The 16,211-nt window shown below is 72.1% G+C and carries 11 protein-coding genes and 1 pseudogene; 5 read left to right on the top strand and 7 right to left on the bottom strand.

Annotated features, from left to right (window positions below; genetic code table 11):
- Positions 1-61: 61 nt before the first annotated feature.
- On the top strand, positions 62-1,084 hold the full coding sequence (locus tag IEY86_RS09555) for a zinc-binding dehydrogenase (protein ID WP_229698281.1): 1,023 nt from the start codon (positions 62-64) through the stop codon (positions 1,082-1,084).
- A gap of 231 nt (positions 1,085-1,315) precedes the next feature.
- Here the strand turns inward: IEY86_RS09555 and exaC are convergent, their stop codons facing one another.
- The 4 genes from exaC to IEY86_RS09535 form a co-directional block, all read right to left on the bottom strand.
- On the bottom strand, positions 1,316-2,839 hold the full coding sequence (exaC, locus tag IEY86_RS09550; RefSeq protein WP_189131133.1) for an acetaldehyde dehydrogenase ExaC: 1,524 nt from the start codon (positions 2,837-2,839) through the stop codon (positions 1,316-1,318).
- Between the two features lie 301 nt (positions 2,840-3,140).
- Entirely contained in the window at positions 3,141-4,436 is a 1,296-nt protein-coding gene (locus IEY86_RS09545) for a GAF domain-containing protein (protein ID WP_189131132.1), read from the bottom strand.
- Positions 4,437-4,553: 117 nt separating this feature from the next.
- Positions 4,554-5,375, bottom strand: coding sequence for a DedA family protein (locus IEY86_RS09540; protein WP_189131131.1), 822 nt, complete (start codon positions 5,373-5,375; stop codon positions 4,554-4,556).
- Positions 5,376-5,668: 293 nt separating this feature from the next.
- Entirely contained in the window at positions 5,669-7,114 is a 1,446-nt protein-coding gene (locus tag IEY86_RS09535; RefSeq protein ID WP_189131130.1) for an NsdA family TPR-like regulatory protein, read from the bottom strand.
- A gap of 546 nt (positions 7,115-7,660) precedes the next feature.
- Between IEY86_RS09535 and IEY86_RS09530 the strand changes: the two genes are divergently transcribed.
- The 3 genes from IEY86_RS09530 to IEY86_RS09520 all read left to right on the top strand — a co-directional run bounded on the left by IEY86_RS09530 (position 7,661) and on the right by IEY86_RS09520 (position 12,523).
- Entirely contained in the window at positions 7,661-8,620 is a 960-nt protein-coding gene (locus tag IEY86_RS09530) for a hypothetical protein (RefSeq protein WP_189131129.1), read from the top strand.
- Positions 8,621-8,707: 87 nt separating this feature from the next.
- A complete protein-coding gene (locus IEY86_RS09525) occupies positions 8,708-10,264 on the top strand; it encodes an APC family permease (protein WP_189131128.1) in 1,557 nt (518 codons plus the stop codon).
- Between the two features lie 117 nt (positions 10,265-10,381).
- The gene (locus tag IEY86_RS09520; protein WP_189131127.1) at positions 10,382-12,523 is read left to right on the top strand and encodes a primary-amine oxidase; all 2,142 of its coding nucleotides are present in this window, start codon (positions 10,382-10,384) and stop codon (positions 12,521-12,523) included.
- A gap of 10 nt (positions 12,524-12,533) precedes the next feature.
- Here IEY86_RS09520 and IEY86_RS09515 read toward each other — a convergent pair whose 3' ends face one another.
- The 3 genes from IEY86_RS09515 to melC1 form a co-directional block, all read right to left on the bottom strand.
- Positions 12,534-12,947 (bottom strand): SsgA family sporulation/cell division regulator, encoded by a 414-nt coding sequence (locus IEY86_RS09515; RefSeq protein WP_189131126.1) that lies wholly within the window; start codon positions 12,945-12,947, stop codon positions 12,534-12,536.
- A 227-nt stretch (positions 12,948-13,174) separates the two neighbouring features.
- On the bottom strand, positions 13,175-14,002 hold the full coding sequence (gene melC2 / locus IEY86_RS09510) for a tyrosinase MelC2 (protein WP_189131125.1): 828 nt from the start codon (positions 14,000-14,002) through the stop codon (positions 13,175-13,177).
- A gap of 90 nt (positions 14,003-14,092) precedes the next feature.
- Positions 14,093-14,530, bottom strand: coding sequence for an apotyrosinase chaperone MelC1 (melC1, locus tag IEY86_RS09505; protein WP_189131124.1), 438 nt, complete (start codon positions 14,528-14,530; stop codon positions 14,093-14,095).
- A gap of 415 nt (positions 14,531-14,945) precedes the next feature.
- On the opposite strand from melC1, the pseudogene IEY86_RS09500 reads away from it, so the two are divergent.
- Positions 14,946-16,154, top strand: a pseudogene (locus IEY86_RS09500) (threonine synthase).
- Positions 16,155-16,211 lie beyond the last annotated feature (57 nt).

The following is a 16,211-nucleotide window of genomic DNA, read 5'->3' as shown; positions in this document are numbered from 1 at the left end:
GATATATATATCTGTGTATCGTTGATTCCGCAAGTGTGCCGTGACCAGAGAGAGCAGGACCATGAACTCCACCATGCTCGTTGCCCAGGTCCCCTGCGCCGCAGGGAAGTTCCAACTCGTCGAACGCACCCTGCCCGAGCCCGGACGCGGCCGGGTCCGCCTCACCGTCGAGGCGTGCGGGGTCTGCCACAGCGACGCCGGGATGACCGGAGGCCACTTCCCCGCAGGAGCGTTCCCGATGGTCCCCGGCCATGAGGTGGCCGGCCGCATCGACGCCGTCGGCGAGGGCGTCCTCGGCTGGGAGCCGGGGGACCGGGCCGGTGTCGGCTGGCACGGCGGCCACTGCGGGCGCTGCCGCCAGTGCCGCGCGGGTGACTTCATCGAGTGCCGTGAACTGCGCATACCCGGCCTCGGCTATGACGGCGGCTACGCCGAAGCCATGATCGTTCCGGTGGAGGCGCTGGCGCGCATCCCCGACGGCCTCACCGCGGCCGAGGCGGCCCCGCTGATGTGCGCGGGAGTGACCTCGTTCAACGGGCTGCGGCGCAGCGGCGCCGTCGCGGGTGACCTGGTCGCCGTGCTCGGCGTGGGCGGTGTCGGGCACATGGGTGTGCAGTTCGCGGCGGCCATGGGCTTCGAGACGGTCGCCGTCGCCCGCGGCCGGGCCAAGGAGGCGCTGGCCCGCGAACTCGGCGCCCACCACTACATCGACAGCGAGGGGCAGGACGTCGCCAAGGCCCTGGCCGAACTCGGCGGAGCGAGCGTGGTCTTCGCGACCGCGGCCGACGCGGCGGTCATGACGGCCGCGTTCGAGGGGCTGGCGCCCCGGGGCCGCCTCGTGGTCATCGGCGCCTCGCCCGAGCCGATCGGGGTCAATCCCACCCAGTTCCTCTTCGGCAGCCGCACCGTCACCGGCCATGCCTCGGGCACCTCTCTCGACATCGAGGACACTCTCGCCTTCGCCGCGCGCACCGGAGTGCGGCCGATGATCGAGACGATGCCGCTGGAGCAGGCGCAGCAGGCGCACGAACGGATGCTGAGTGGGCAAGCCCGGTTCCGCGTCGTTCTCACCCCCTCCCGCTGAGAACGCTGGGAGCGCGGAAGGGTTCGGCGCGGAACCGGGGCCCTGGGGAGCGTTGACGGGGCCGCTCCCCGACGCGCGGCTGGTGCCGGTGGTGGGACCGAGTCCTCCAAAACGGTCCCACCACCGGACGTCGCTCGCGCGAGTCGGTCGCCGGGCCCGAAGGAGACCGCCTCACTCGGCTCCCTCGGGCCCGTACCGCCCCTGGGTCTGCAGGCCGCGCAGGCCGGGCTTCTAGAAGAAGCCCTGCTTCTCCTGCGCGTAGCTGACCAGGAGGTTCTTTGTCTGCTGGTAGTGATCGAGCATCATCTTGTGGGTCTCACGGCCGATGCCGGAGTTCTTGTAGCCGCCGAAGGCCGCGTGCGCCGGGTAGGCGTGGTAGCAGTTGGTCCACACCCGGCCCGCCTGGATCGCCCGGCCCGCCCGGTAGGCGGTGCCGCCGTCACGCGACCACACACCCGCGCCGAGGCCGTAGAGCGTGTCATTGGCGATCTTGATGGCGTCGTCGAAGCCCTCGAAGCGGGTCACCGAGACGACGGGGCCGAAGATCTCCTCCTGGAAGATCCGCATGCTGTTGTCGCCCTCGAACACCGTCGGTGCCACATAGAACCCGCCGGACAACTCGCCTCCGAGGTCGACCCGTTCGCCGCCGGTCAGCAGCTTGGCGCCCTCGCGGGTGCCGATGTCGATGTAGGACAGGATCTTCTCGAGCTGGTCGTTGCTGGCCTGGGCGCCCACCATCGTGTCGGTGTCGAGCGGGTTGCCCTGCTTGATCGCGGCCACCCGCTCGAGGCCGTCAGCGAGGAAGCGGTCGTAGACCGACGACTGGATCAGAGCCCGCGACGGGCAGGTGCACACCTCGCCCTGGTTGAGGGCGAACATCGTGAAGCCCTCGAGCGCCTTGTCGTAGAACGCGTCGTTGGCCGAGGCCACGTCCTCGAAGAAGATGTTCGGGCTCTTGCCGCCGAGCTCCAGCGTCACCGGGATCAGGTTCTGGCTGGCGTACTGCATGATCAGCCGGCCCGTCGTGGTCTCGCCCGTGAACGCGACCTTGCGCACGCCCGAGTGGGAGGCGAGCGGCTTGCCGGCCTCGGTGCCGAAGCCGTTGACCACATTGACCACACCCGGCGGCAGCAGGTCCGCGAGCAGCTCCATCAGCACCAGGATGGAGGCGGGGGTCTGCTCGGCCGGCTTGAGGACGACCGTGTTGCCCGCCGCCAGCGCCGGGGCGAGCTTCCATGTGGCCATCAGGATCGGGAAGTTCCACGGGATGATCTGCGCCACCACGCCCAGCGGCTCGTGGAAGTGGTAGGCCACGGTGTCGTCGTCTATCTGCGCGATGCTGCCCTCCTGGGCGCGCACCGCCCCCGCGAAGTAGCGGAAGTGGTCGATGGCCAGCGGGATGTCGGCGGCGAGCGTCTCGCGCACCGGCTTGCCGTTCTCCCACGTCTCGGCGACCGCCAGGGTCTCCAGGGAGGCCTCCATCCGGTCCGCGACGCGGTTGAGGACGGCCGCCCGCTCGCCGGCCGAGGTGCGGCCCCAGGCGGGGGCCGCGGCCTGCGCGGCACGTACCGCGAGGTCCACGTCGTCGGCCGTGCCCCGCGCGATCTCGGTGAACGTCTGCCCATTGACCGGCGAGGGGTTCTCGAAGTAGGCCCCCTTGACCGGGTCCACCCACTCGCCACCGATCCAGTTGCCGTACCGCGCCGAGTACACCGCCGGGCTGCCTGTCCTGCCCGGTGCCTGGTAGACCGTCATAGGGCTCCTCCTCGGGTAGCGTCGTCCCGCGAGAAGGCACGCTAGAGGGCAGGAGGTTGCAACCAGGTTGCGGTCGGCTGCCGGGTCCGGGCCGGGTCCGCCGAGGTGTCTGCCTCCGCGGCCGTCACCCCGTTCACCTGCGGTTTTGTCCGCGCTCCTGGTACGCCCCCCCGCGGCCCCGCGCACGCCCGGCGCGCGCCGCCTTCGCTTCGCGCGCGGCGTCACCGCGGCGGTTCACCGCGAACCGACCGCGCCGCAGTCACAGCCTCCCTGCCACAGCGCCGCAGTCACAGCGTCGCGGTCACCATGGGGAGAGCCGCTCCAGGCGGGCCCGCACCAGCTCCCGGCGCGGAGATCCCGGAGGCAGGGCCAGCCGCGCAGCGCCGAGCACCTCCACGTCGTCGGCGTTCTCCGGCCGGTCCAGCCACCGCAGCAGCAACTCGTGGTCGCCCCGGCGCAGCAGGGTGCTGCGCATCGCCCCGTCCAGCTCCTCGCGCTCCTCGACCACGCCCGGCGCCTCCGAACGGGGGAGCAAAGGACCCGGGTACTCCGCCAGTGCGCGCCGGTGCGCCCCTCGGGCCAGCAGCGTCCGGACCCGGTCGGCGTCCGTCGCGACGGGGGAGAGCAGCCGGTAGGGGCGCGAGGCGAGCAGTTCGGGGCCGAGCAGGCGGCGCAGCCGGGACATCTCCGCGCGCACGGTGACCCGCGCCGACTCCTCCTCGTGGAGCAGGAGCCCGAGCGCGTCCGCGGTCAGGCCCCGTGGGTGCCGGGCGAGGAGCAGGAGGATCTCGGAGTGGCGGGGACTCAGCTCCCCGCTCCTGCCATGGACGGTGGTGAACCGGGCCCGGTCGCGGCCCAGCGCCTCCAGCCGCGGCTGGGCGCTTTGGCGCCGGACGGCCGCGGGCGCCGGAAGTACGCCCTTGAGGCGCAGCAGCCGCAGCTCCACCTCGGCCGCCGCCACCGTGGCCCGGACCAGCGCCAGCGCGTAGGGGGCCGCGATGTGGTCCCCTCCGGTGAGGTCGACCACGCCCAGCAGCTCCCCGGTGTCGGGGTCGCGGATGGGGGCGGCCGAACAGCTCCACCCGTGGACGGGACGGCTGAAGTGCTCACTGGCGTAGATCTGCACGGGCCGGCCGACCTCGACCGCCGTACCGGGGGCATTGGTCCCCGCGTGCTCCTCCGACCACTGCGCGCCTTCGACGAAGCCGATGCGCTCGGCGCGCGACCGCAGGCCCTGGTCACCCTCGACCCACATCAGCCGCGCCCTGTCGTCGGTGACGGCGACCAGCTGCTCGCCCTGGGCGCAGTCCAGCAGGAGGTTGCGGATCACGGGGAGCACGGCGGCCAGGGGATGATCGGCCCGATAGGAGCGCAGGTCGGCCGTGCTGAAGCCGACGGCGGGTCTTGGGCGGTCGGGATCCACGCCGATGCCGCGGCAGCGCCGCCAGGAGTCGCGGACCACTTCCCGCGCGTTCGACGGCAGATGACCGGTGTTCAGGAACTCCTCATGGGCACGCGCGACGGTACGCCGCAGGAGCGCCGGATCGGCGCCCGGCGGCCAAGCGGCCTGAAGGAGTGAGGTGCCTGCGGCTGACATGTTCGCCCCGAATCAGAACGGAGGACAAGCAGGAGTCAGCCTAGTTCCGTCAGTCGGGGTCTGTACGCCTTCTGCGCCACCTTTCCTGGTGGCGGGCCCCTTAGAGGGTGAACCCGATCAGGAGTCCACCGTGACGGCTGCCACCTGCGGCACAGCGGACACGGCCGCCACACTGGAAACAGCGGACACTATGGTCACCCGGGTCACCAGCGGCGCGGGCCGTACAGGAGGCACGGACGCCACGGAGGACACGGACACCGGAGTCCGCTCGGCCGGGGCGCCCGGGACGCCCGGTCGGACAGGACCCGCCGGAGCGGGGATCTCGGCACCGGCCGGAAGCGGAGTGCGCACGGCGCCCTCGCGGCGGAAGACCCGCGCGGCCATCGAGCCCGCGGCCAGCAGCGCGCAGAACGACAGCCCGGTGGTGAGCCACGAGGCGCCGAGCCACTGCCCGCCCAGATACCCGATGCCCACGCTGTATCCGGCCCAGGCCACCCCGGCCAGCGCCGACCAGGGCAGGAACTCCGCCACCTTCCGATTGGCGACGCCCGCCGCGATGCTCACGATGGAACGGCCCGCGGGAGCGAAACGGGCGAGCACGACCAGCGCCCCGCCGCCGTGCTCCACGATCTCGCCGAGCCGCTCGCGCGCCGCCGCCAGCCGACGCGACTTGTCCATCCGGCGCTCGAACCAGACACTGCCGCTGCGGGCCATCCGATACGCCGCCAGATCCCCCAGGCAGGAGGCCGTGGCCGCGCACAACAGCAGCGTCGCGATCTCGGCGGCCTCGAAGGCATTGCCCGCCGACCCCGCCGTGGCGGCGGCCACGAGCAGCGCACCGCTCGGCAGTACCGGTAGAAAGACGTCCAGCAGTACAGAAGCCCCAACCAGGGCATACACCCATGGTGAGCTGAGCAGATCGCCCAGTTGATCGAACACGAAATCTCCCCCGCTCCGCAGCGACACCCGGGATCACCGGGCGTCAACCAGTCAACGGCCGCGACGTCGCTGGAGCGGCAGGGGCGGCTTGTCTCTCAATTGTTCTTCGCGGCGACCCTTTCGGGTCATCCAACCGTACAGCGTACGCCTGACAGTCCGGGGCGAGGGTCCGGCCGGTCGTGATGCTGATCACCCGTAGGGGACGATCCCGAGGAACCCTTGGTTCCAACGGGGTTCACAAGGGCTGTTCAGGGGTGGTCATGCGGGTGGTCGTGGGGTAGCTGCGCGGGCGGTCACGCCGGTAGCGGCTCATCCGCGCAGTCCTCGGTGCCGTCCGCGGCGCCGAGATCGTCGGAGGCCTTCCTCAACTCCGACTTGAGCGCCTCGACCGCGTCCCGAAGACGCGCGGTCGCGCCGTCGTCGCACAGCCTCGTGGCCTGCGCGGCCGACTCGTCGGCGCCTTCCGCGTCGCCCGCGCGCAGGCGGGCCGTCGCCACCGCCGCCCACAGCAGTGCCCGTTCGGCCCGCCGACCGGGATCGAGGTCCGCCAGCGCCCGTTCGAGCTGTTCCAGCGCCTCTTGCGGGTGCCCCAGGTCCAGTAGTGCCGCCCCCGCCTCCGCGTGCAGTTCGGCGGCGTCGAACGAGCAGGCCCAGGACGGGTCTTCACCGTCCGCGGCGGTGCCCAGCAGCTCCTCGGCCCGGCCCAGCGCCCCGCGGAACCCCTTCTCGTCGCGCAGCGCGGCGAGAACCCGGGCCCTACGGACGGCCAGCAGCGCCGGGACCCTTCCCCTGGCGGCCACCCCTGCCGCTGCGTCGGCGGCCCGGACCGCCGCCAAAGCGTCCCCCGGCCGTCCGTCGAGCAGTGCCTGGCGGCTCAGCTCGGCCAGGATCCCCGCCGCCGCCGACCGGTCCCCGGCGCTGTGCGCGGCCCTCAGCCCGGTCAGCAGCAGACGCTGAGCGCTTCCGTTCCGCCCCGCTTCGAACGCCGCCGCCCCGCCCAGCCGGGCCAGCTCCGCCGCCACTTGATGCAAGGGACGGGCCGACTCCTCCCGCGGACCGTCCCGTTGCAGCAGGTCGGCGACGATCCGCAGGTCCGCCTCCACCCGGTCGCGCACGACCGCGCCGCCGAGCCGGTCGCCGAGCTGCCGCAGCCCCAGCACCCCGGCCCGCAGCCAGTCCGCGGTTCCGGCCCCGGCCGTGGCGCCGTCCTCGTCGTGTGCGCGCGCGGAAGCTCCGGACTCCTCGGGCGAGGGCGCCGGGGCGCCGGGCTCCGGGACGCGGGGCTCCGGGACGCGGGGCTCCGGGACGCGGGGCTCCGCCCAGTCCGGCACCGCCATGGCCTCGCGCAGCGCCTGGCCCGCGGCCGGCGGGTACTCCCGTGCGTCCTGCGCCGCTTCACCCAGCAGGCTCCGCAGCGCGACGAGCGTCCCCTCCGGTGTCCACCGAAGTCCCTCCGGCAGCCTGCCCGGCACGGGCAGCCAGCCGGGCCAGGGACGGGCGTCCAGTTCGCGCTGCGGCACCCCCAGCGCTCTGGCCAGGGCGCGCTGGCTGTCGGGTTCGGGGACCACACCCCAGTGCTCCCACCGCCACACCTTCTCCCGGCGGGCGGCCATGGGAACGCCGAGCGCACGCGCGTTGTCGGCCACCACCCGGGCGAGCTCCTGGTAACTCCAGCCCCGGCTGCGCCTGATGTGGGCGAGGGGATGCACCGACGTGTCGGTCGTGCCGCCTCCGTCCAAGGGGTGACTCCTCATCATCCGCATCACCGGCGTGGCCTCAAGGCCGTGACCATACCGATGTGGTAAGCCGGTGTGATTCCTCTGTCCTGTCGGTGAGACAGCGCCTCGTAATCCGACCTCTTCCGGACCGGACGAATCCACTCCGGATCGCCCAACTCGCGGGCCCCAGGGGCACATCAGTCCCCACAAACACGACGAAACACGGGGCAGGCGCACACGGGGGCGCGCGGGACTACACCGAGACAACAGGTCCGGCCTTGATGCGGGAGAGTGGTTACCGGTTGGCTGTGGGTGATCACCGAGCGTCCGCGGTGCCCCCTGCCCCGGCCCCCGGTGGACCCGCGAAGCTGCGGACGGACGCCCGGACCCGGAGCTGGAGGTGACGTACGACGTGGAGCAGGTCCACACACCCCTTCCCCGCCCGTCCGGTGGCCGCGCCTGTCCCAGTGGCCGCGCCTGCCCCGGTGACCGTCGGGGCCGCACGACCGGCCACCGCGCCGCGGGCGGCCATCGCACCGCGGCCGGCCCCGGCGCCGCAGCACGGTGATGGCGCCCCCTCCCTTCCGCTTCTCCCTGTCCAGGGACGACTTCTCGTTCGACCCCGCGCTCGACGACGACGAGCTGGCCAGGGTGCGCGACGCCATGGCCATCGGCCGCTGGGTCGAGGCCCGCGCCCTGCTCGCCGAGACCGGTGACGACTGGGACCGGCGGGCGCACCGCCTCGTGGTCCTCGCCGAGACCGCCTCGGGCGCCGGCTGGGCGCAGGACTGGCTGCTCGCCGAGCCCGACAGCGTCGACGCCGCCGCGCTGCACGCCCTCGCGGTGGCGCTGCTGGCCTCGCGCGGCAAGGGAAAGGCGGCCTGCGCCCAGGAGGCCTGCCTGACCGCCGCCCGTCTGGCCCCCGCGGACCCCACCCCGTGGCTGGGCATGCTCATCCTCGCCCGCTGGACCGGCACCGACGACGAGCGCATGCGCGCCTTCGACCAGGTGCGCGGGCGGCACCGCGAGCACCACCACGCCCACCATCTGATGGCCGCCTGCCTGGCGGAGCGTCAGAAGGGTGACGGCGACGACCCGTTCCACGAGGTGTACGAGTTCGCCGAGTGGGCCGCGGGCGAGGCCGACGCGGGCTCCCCGCTGGCTGTGCTGCCCGTGGTCGCCCACACCGAGCGCTACCGGGTCCTCGCCGAGTCCGGACTCGAACCCCGCAACCCCGCCAACTCCGACCACTGGACGACCTGGCGGGCCCGCCAGGTCCTCAACACCGCGTTCAGCTGGTGGCTCGAATGGGACGGCCGAGACCACCCCAGGCTCAAGGTCGACCTCAACTTCCTCGCGCACGCGAAGTTCCACGAGGGCCGCATGGCGGAAGCCGCCGTGCTGTTCAACAGCGTCGGCCCGCACGCGACGCACGTCCCCTGGTCGTACCCGGGACGGGATCCGAAGAAGGCGTTCCGTGCCGCACGCGGCACCGCGCTCGGACTCGGATCCTCCGGTACGGCGTGAGCCGCGACACGCCCCACCGCCCGGGCGGCCGGACCGCAACGGTCGGCGACGCCGACCACCACCCCCACCGGAAGGACACCCCCCGTCATGCTTACCGGCCGTGAACCAGGGCCCGCCCCGAGAACACCCGCGGGGACACAGCCACAGATCAGCACCTTCAAGGGCCAGGAGCGCGCTCTGCGCGCCGACCGGATCGGCACGCCCGGCCTCCTGCTGTCGGTGCTGGCCGCCACGGCTCCGCTGATGGTCGTGGCGGGCGTCATGCCGACGACGTACGCGGTCATGGGGATCGTCGGGCAGCCGCTGCTGTTCGTCATCCTGGCCGTGATCATGGCGCTGTTCAGCGTCGGCTACGCGGAGATGAGCCGGCACGTCCACAACGCCGGTGCCTTCTACGCCTACATCGCCCGCGGCCTCGGCGGCACCGCAGGCGCCAGCGCGTCCTTCGTGGCCCTGGTCTCCTACAGCACCATGCAGGTCGGCGCGTTCGGGATCTTCGGCTACGAGGCGTCCGCCCTCCTCAAGGAGCACGCCGACGTCACCGTCTCCTGGTGGTGGCCGGCACTGGCGGGCCTGGTGCTCGTCGGCATCCTCGGCGCCCTCAAGGTCGATCTCAACGCCAAGGTCCTCGGTGTGCTCCTGCTCGCCGAGTGCCTGCTGGTGCTGATCTTCGACTTCGCCTTCATCGGCGACCCGGGCCGCGAGGGCGTCTCCTTCCAGGCGTTCAACCCGGACATGCTCAGCGGCTCCGGACTGGGCACCGCGCTGTGCTTCACCATCGCGGCGTTCGTGGGCTTCGAGATGGCCCCGGTCTACGCCGAGGAGACCAGCCGCCCCCAGCAGGTCGTCTCCCGGGTGATGTTCACCTCGATCGGCTTCGCCGCCGTCTTCTACGCCTTCAGCTCCTGGGCGATAAGCGTGGCCACCGGACCGTCCCAGGTCGTCGGCGCCGCCCAGCAGGCGGGTCCCGGACTGGTCTTCGCCCTCAGCGACACCCGCCTGGGCTCGGCCTTCTCCAACATCCTGAGCGTCTTCTTCGTGACCGGCATCTTCGCGTGCATGCTCAGCTTCCACAACGTGGTCGCCCGGTACGCCTTCGCCATGGGCCGCGAGGGACTGCTCCCGGCCGCCATGGGCCGCGCCTCCAAGTCCACCGGCGCCCCCGCGCTCGGCTCCCTGCTGCAGTCCACGGTCGCCCTGATCGTGATCGTCGCCTTCGCCGCGACCGACCGCGATCCCGTACTCCACCTGTTCACCTGGATGGGCAACGTCGGCGCGCTCGGCATCATCCTGCTGATGGCGGCCACCTCCCTGGCCGTCGTCGTCTTCTTCACCAAGCGCGGAGTGGCCCGTGCCCAGGCCTCGCGGCTGACCGCCTCGATCACGGCCGCGCTCGCGCTCACCGTGATCCTCGTCTACGCGGTCTCGGACTTCCCCAAGCTGCTGGGAGCCGACCCGAATTCGTCGCTGCGCTGGATCCTGCCAGGGATCATCCTCGTCGCCGCGGTCGTCGGAGGCGCCTACGGAGCGGTCCTGCGCAGCAAGCGGCCGCAGGCGCACGCCCGCATCGGCCTGGGCAACGAGGCGTTCCAGCTCGACCTCGCCCGCTCCAGCGCCGAGGCCGAGAAGGCGCCCAGGGCCTGAGCGCCGGGTCCACGCCCGGTCAACAGCCTGGCACCGCCTCTCCGGGGCGCCGCGGCGGCACCCCCCCGCCGCCGCGGCGCCCCGGACCATGTATCCCCGAACAGAACAGGCGACCCCATGAACTGCTGCCACACGGAAGCCGCCGACCCCTCCGGGCAGGAGCCCACCCCGCTCCCCACCGAAAGCCCCGCCCCGCACCCGCTCGACCCGCTGTCGGCCGGGGAGTTCACCGCGGCCCGCCTCGCCCTCGAGAAGGCGGGCAGGGTCGGCGAGACGACGAAGTTCCCGCTCGTGCTGCTGGACGAGCCCGACCGCCACACCGTCGCCGCCCACCGCGAGGGCGACCCGGTGGTCCGGCGGGTCCGGGTCACCCTGCTCGACTCGGCGACCGGCGCCGGCTCCGAGGCGGTTGTCGACGTCACCGCGGGGATCGTGCTCTCCTGCCGGGACCTGGACGCCGCCGAGGAGGGCCAGCCGTCGATCCTCTTCCAGGAGTACGGCATCTGCGAGGAGATCGTGAAGGCCGACGCCCGCTGGCAGCGGGCCATGGCGGAGCGCGGCATCACCGACACCGACCTGGCCATCTGCGCCCCGCTGGCGGCCGGGAACTTCGGCAACCCGGACGAGACCGGCCGCCGTATGCTGCGCTCGCTGACCTTCCTGCGCTGCGACGAGACCGACAACCCGTTCGCGCACCCCGTCGGCGGCCTCGTCGCCGACGTCGACCTCGTCGAGCGGAAGGTCATCCGGTTCATCGACACCGGCGCCGTCCCCGTGCCCGTCGAATGCGGCCGCTACGAGGCCGAGTTCAACGGGCCCGCCCGCACCGACCTGCGCCCCCTGGAGATCACCCAGCCCGAGGGCCCGTCGTTCGACCTGCGGGGCAACCTGCTCACCTGGCAGAACTGGAGCTTCCGCCTCGACTTCAACGCCCGTGAGGGCCTGGTCCTGCACCAGCTCAACCACCGCGACGGCGACCGCGACCGGCCCGTCCTGCACCGCGCCTCGCTCGCCGAGATGGCCGTGCCCTACGCCGAACCCGACCCGTCCCGCAACTGGGTCTGCTACCTCGACGTCGGCGAGTACACCCTCGGCCGCAACGCCAACGCGCTGCGCCTGGGCTGCGACTGCCTCGGCGAGATCACCTACGTGGACGCTGTCGTCCACGACGACGACGGCAACCCGGCGGTCCTGGAGAACGCGATCTGCATCCACGAGGAGGACTTCGGCCTCCTGTGGAAGCACAGCGACATGTTCAACGACTTCGTCGCGGAGAGCCGCCGCTCGCGCCGCCTCGTCGTCTCCTACATCGCCACGCTCGGCAACTACGACTACGGCTTCTACTGGTACCTCTACCAGGACGGCGCGATCGGCTTCGAGGCCAAGTCCACAGGGCTGGTGCAGACCTCGGCCGTCGAGCCGGGCGCGGGCTCGCCGTACGGGACGGAGATCGCCCCCGGTCTGCTGGCCCCGTACCACCAGCACCTGTTCTGTGTACGGCTGGACTTCGCCCTGGACGGGGGCCCCGCGAACACGGTGGAGGAACTGGATGTCGTCCCCATCCCGATGGGGGAGGACAACCCCAACGGCAACGCGTTCACCGTGCGCGCCACCCCCGTCAGCGACCCGGCGGACGCCGGCCGCGTGGCCGACCCGGGCGTCGGGCGGCGCTGGCGTGTCTCCAACCCCGACTCGCTCAACCGCATGGGGCAGCCGGTCGCGTACACCCTCAACCCCCAGCCGGGACCGGTGCTCCTGGCACAGCCGGGCTCGTCCGTGGCCAAGCGCGTGGCCTACGGCGCCAAGCACCTGTGGGTGACCCGCTACCAGCAGGACCGCCACTACCCGGACGGTGACTACCCCAACCAGCACAAGGGCGGCGGGGGCATCCCCGAGTGGATCGAGGAGGACGCCGGGCGGGGGGCGTCCCTGGAGGCCACCGAGATCACCGTCTGGCACACCTTCGGGCCCACCCACCTGCCGAGGCTGGAGGAGTGGCCGGTCATGCCGGTCGATCACAGCGGCTTCACGCTCAAGCCCACCGGGTTCTTCGACCGCAACCCCGCGCTCGACCTGCCGAGGGAGTCCGGCTCGGGGCACGGCTCGTGCCATGTGGAAGGCGCCGGCCGCGCGGGCAGCGGCGCCTGCGACGCCGACGCGAGCGGCCGGACAGAGGGGGGCGGCCAGGCCGAGGCGGTTCACGGCGGCGCCGACGAGGCGGTCCAGGAGGAGGCCCGCGGGGCGGCTCACGGGGAGTGAGCCGCCGGGTTCACTCCTCCCCGGCCAGGAGCGAGGCGAGCGCACGGTCGACACCGCTGTGGTCGCGCTCGCTCCCGGCCGGGACGGCCGCGTAGGTCCGGTCGAGGAAGCGGAACAGATCGGCGGAAGCGCCCTCCAGCACGGCGACACCCTCCGGGGCGATCAGCGCCAGGGCGGTCCTGCCCGGCTCCAGCGGCCAGATCCGTATGTCACCGAGGCCGGTGGGCGTGCCGAGACCGGCGCCGAGCAGGTCCCGGGCGAAGGCCCACTCCACCTCCCGCCCGCTGAGCGTGGCGGAGCCGGGGAAGCGGATGTGCACGGCGAAGGGGTCGGCCGACAGATAGAACAGCTCGGCGGTGATGGGAAGGGAGAGCTCTGGTGCCGTGACCACGTCGAATTCGATGGTCTGGCGTACCGCCGTCATCACGCCTGTGTCCCTTCTTTCCCCGCTGGTCCCGTCCCCTGCTGGTCCCGTCCCCGTCGGCCGGTCCTGCTGTTCCCCTTCTTCCCCCGAAGACGCGAGGAACCGGGCCGCCGTGACGGCCCGGTCCCGCGGAATCGCTGTGATGTCTGCCACGCCGACGCCTGGAGTTCGGCTCGACGTCGGGTCGATGTCGGCTCGGCGCCGACCGGGTGCCGATTCGGGCCGGCTCAGGCCGCCGTGTCGTACGTGTAGTGGGCGGTGTGGTCGAGCATGTCCTGCGGGGACACGTCGTTCCACGGCCGCATCGTGTCGTGCAGGTCCACGACATTGGGCGTTCCCCCGGTCGGCAGGTAGCCCGAGTCCGGGTGCCGCCGCTGCCAGTCGGCCCACAGCTTGTCTATGAAGCAGTGGTGGAGCCAGAAGACCGGGTCGTTGGGGGAGACACCGGTGCCCATCTGGCCGCCGATCCACACGTGCACGCGGTTGTGGAGGTTGACGCCCCGCCATCCCTCGAGGTGGTTGCGGAAGCCGTCGGAGGCGCTGTTCCAGGGGGCGGTGTCGTAGGTCGGCATGGCGAGGACGGAGTCCACCTCGGCCCGGGTGGGCAGCGGACGTCCTCCGCCGCCGAGCGAGCGGCGCAGGAACGAGCGGCCGTCGACGCGTACGTTGATGGGCCAGTTGCCGGAGGACGCGGCGAACGGCCCGGTGATCACCTGTCCGTCGAGGCTGCGCCCGGTGCCGCCGAGGAAGTCCGGCGCCCACATGGACGAGGCGGCGGTGCGGTCGTCGGTCCAGTCCCAGTAGGGGAGCGTGACGGAGGAGTCGACGGACTGGAGTGCCTCCTCGAACTGGATGAGGAACCGGCGGTGCCAGGGCAGGAACGACGGCGAACGGTGGCCGACACGGTCGCCGTTGTCGCTGTCGCTGGTGATGAACTCGTTGTGCGTGGTGACGAACGAGTCGTAGCGGCCGCTGCGCTTGAGCGCGAGGAGCGCGTTGACGAAGGCGCGCTTTTCGGTGGAGGTGAGTGTCGCCTGGTTCTTGCGGACAGCCATGGGGGTGCCTGTATGCCTTCCGTGATCGGGGATCGGTGGGGTGGTGGCGGGCGTGCCGCCGGAGGTGTTCGCCCGGACCCGGGTGCCGGCTCAGGCCATGGGGACGAGGACGGCGCCCTGGAGTTCGTCGACGGCCGCGCGGGCGAGCGCGCGCGGGGTCCGGAACGTCTCGTAGTGGTTGACGACGCTGATCCAGCTGCTGTCGGCGTTGCGCATCACGTGCAGCTCCTCGCCGTCGACGAAGACGGCGTAGCCGGGCCCCTCGTGGGCCATGTGCGGGCTGTGCCCGGTGCGGCCGGTGTGCCCGCGGCCTTCGACTGGTATGGGCATGCCCTGGATGCGGCGGCCCCGGTAGACCTCGTCGAACGCCTCGGGCCGGGTGTGGTCTCCGTGCCCCGTCGGGTGGCCGGAGCCCCCGGCCCCGGCCACGGCGGACTGGGCGGCGATGGCCGCGGGCGCGGCCATCGCGACTCCCGCGACGGCGATGGCGGCTCCTCGCAGGACGCGGCGGCGGCTGATGTCGGACATGGTGATCTCCTCTGGGATTGGGATGGTTGAAAGTGCTATTTCATGATCAATCCGATCGGGGCTCATGCTTACAGATCTCGGCGGGGCGCGTTCGGGCGGTCGATCACTATTCGGACATTGGGTGCGAGGTGTCCGGTTGTCCGGGCGGAAAAGGACCTTGCGGTACACACCTGACATGGCCGCTCAACTCAAAAAGATCCATGGTGAGTTGGCATCTTTGCCGAAGATCTTTCGTTGAGGTGGGCCCGCGGTGACCGTCCCCATCCGGAGACGATGACGCGAACGCAGCGCAGGACCCCGTTGCGGTCCACGCCTGCGTGGCCGAAGCCTGGGCGCGGGGCCCGACTCTCCGGGATCACCCACCGTCAGGTTCGCCCACGGCCTAAGCTCGGCGAGCGTGACAGGTGACAGCACACTGGCCATCCGCCAGCGGTCGCTGGGCGACCCGGACATCGGCTATCCGCTCTGGCCGCCGCTGACGCACGGCTGCCCCCGGACCAGCACGGACGACATCTCCTATCCGGTGGAGGTCGACTACGCCTACGACCGGGTGGACCTCGGCCTCTTCTCCGCCGAGCGTGGCACGTCCGCCAGCGCGGGGCTGGACCGGTGGGCGCCGCTGCTTCCACCGCTGGCCGCGCCGGGTCTGGGCGAGGGCGGCACCCCGCTGATGGAGCTCGAACCGGGGGTCTTCGTCAAGGACGAGTCGCGCAACCCCACCTGGAGCCACAAGGACCGGCTCAACCGCTGCACGGTCAGCGCCGCGGTGGGCGTCGGAGCGCCGGGCGTCGTGGTCGCCTCCTCGGGGAACCACGGCGCCTCGGCGGCGGCGTTCGCCGCCCGCGCCGGACTGCGCTGCGTGGTCTTCGCCCCCCTCGACATGCCGCCGGCCGTCGACGCGTTCCTGCGCGCCTACGAAGCGGTCGTACTGCCGGTGCCACGCGCGGCGTGTTAGCCGTTGATGCGGCAGGTCGTCGACCGCTTGGGCCTGCATCCCGTCAGCAACCTCACCACCACGCACACCGGCCATGCCTTCGGCCCGGAGGGCTACAAGACCATCGCCTACGAGATATACGCCGAGATCGGCGTCCCCGAGGCCGTGTTCGTGCCCACCGGCTACGCCGAACTCCTCTTCGGCGTCTGGAAGGGCTTCACCGAACTGCGGCGCCTGGGTCTGAGCGACCGCGCTCCCCGGATGTTCGCCTGTGAGCCCGCGGCCGCGTCGCCCCTCGTCACGGCGATGCGCCAGGGTCTTCCGGCGGCGACGCACGAGACGGTGGGGCCGACCGACGCGTACTCCATCGTCTCCACCGTCAGCGGCTACCGCGGGGTGGTCGCGGTCCGGGACAGCGGTGGGCAGGCTCTGGCCGTCAGCGACGAGCAGTTGGCGGCCGCCCAGTCCGCGCTGGGGCGGGCAGGGCTGTGGGTGGAGCTGTCGAGCGCCGCGGGGCTGGCGGGACTGCGTGACGTCGAGGCCGTTGAGGCGATCGAGGGTCCGGTGGTCTGCGTCTCGACCTCCAGCGGCTTCAAGGACCGTTCCGTCGGCTCCCGTGGAACCGACCCCGTGGGAGCCGAGTGGGAGGACGTGCGCCGCAGGCTGCGGCGGGCGGGTATTCACGGCTGAGCTGTGCGGCCCCATTGGTGCCGGGACCGTGAGGGATCCGGTGCGGGGCCAGGGCGG

The sequence above is a fragment of the Wenjunlia tyrosinilytica genome (genome assembly GCF_014646055.1).
In the GTDB taxonomy this organism is placed as follows: Bacteria; Actinomycetota; Actinomycetes; order Streptomycetales; family Streptomycetaceae; genus Wenjunlia; species Wenjunlia tyrosinilytica.
This window is presented reverse-complemented; position numbering and strand designations above follow the sequence as displayed.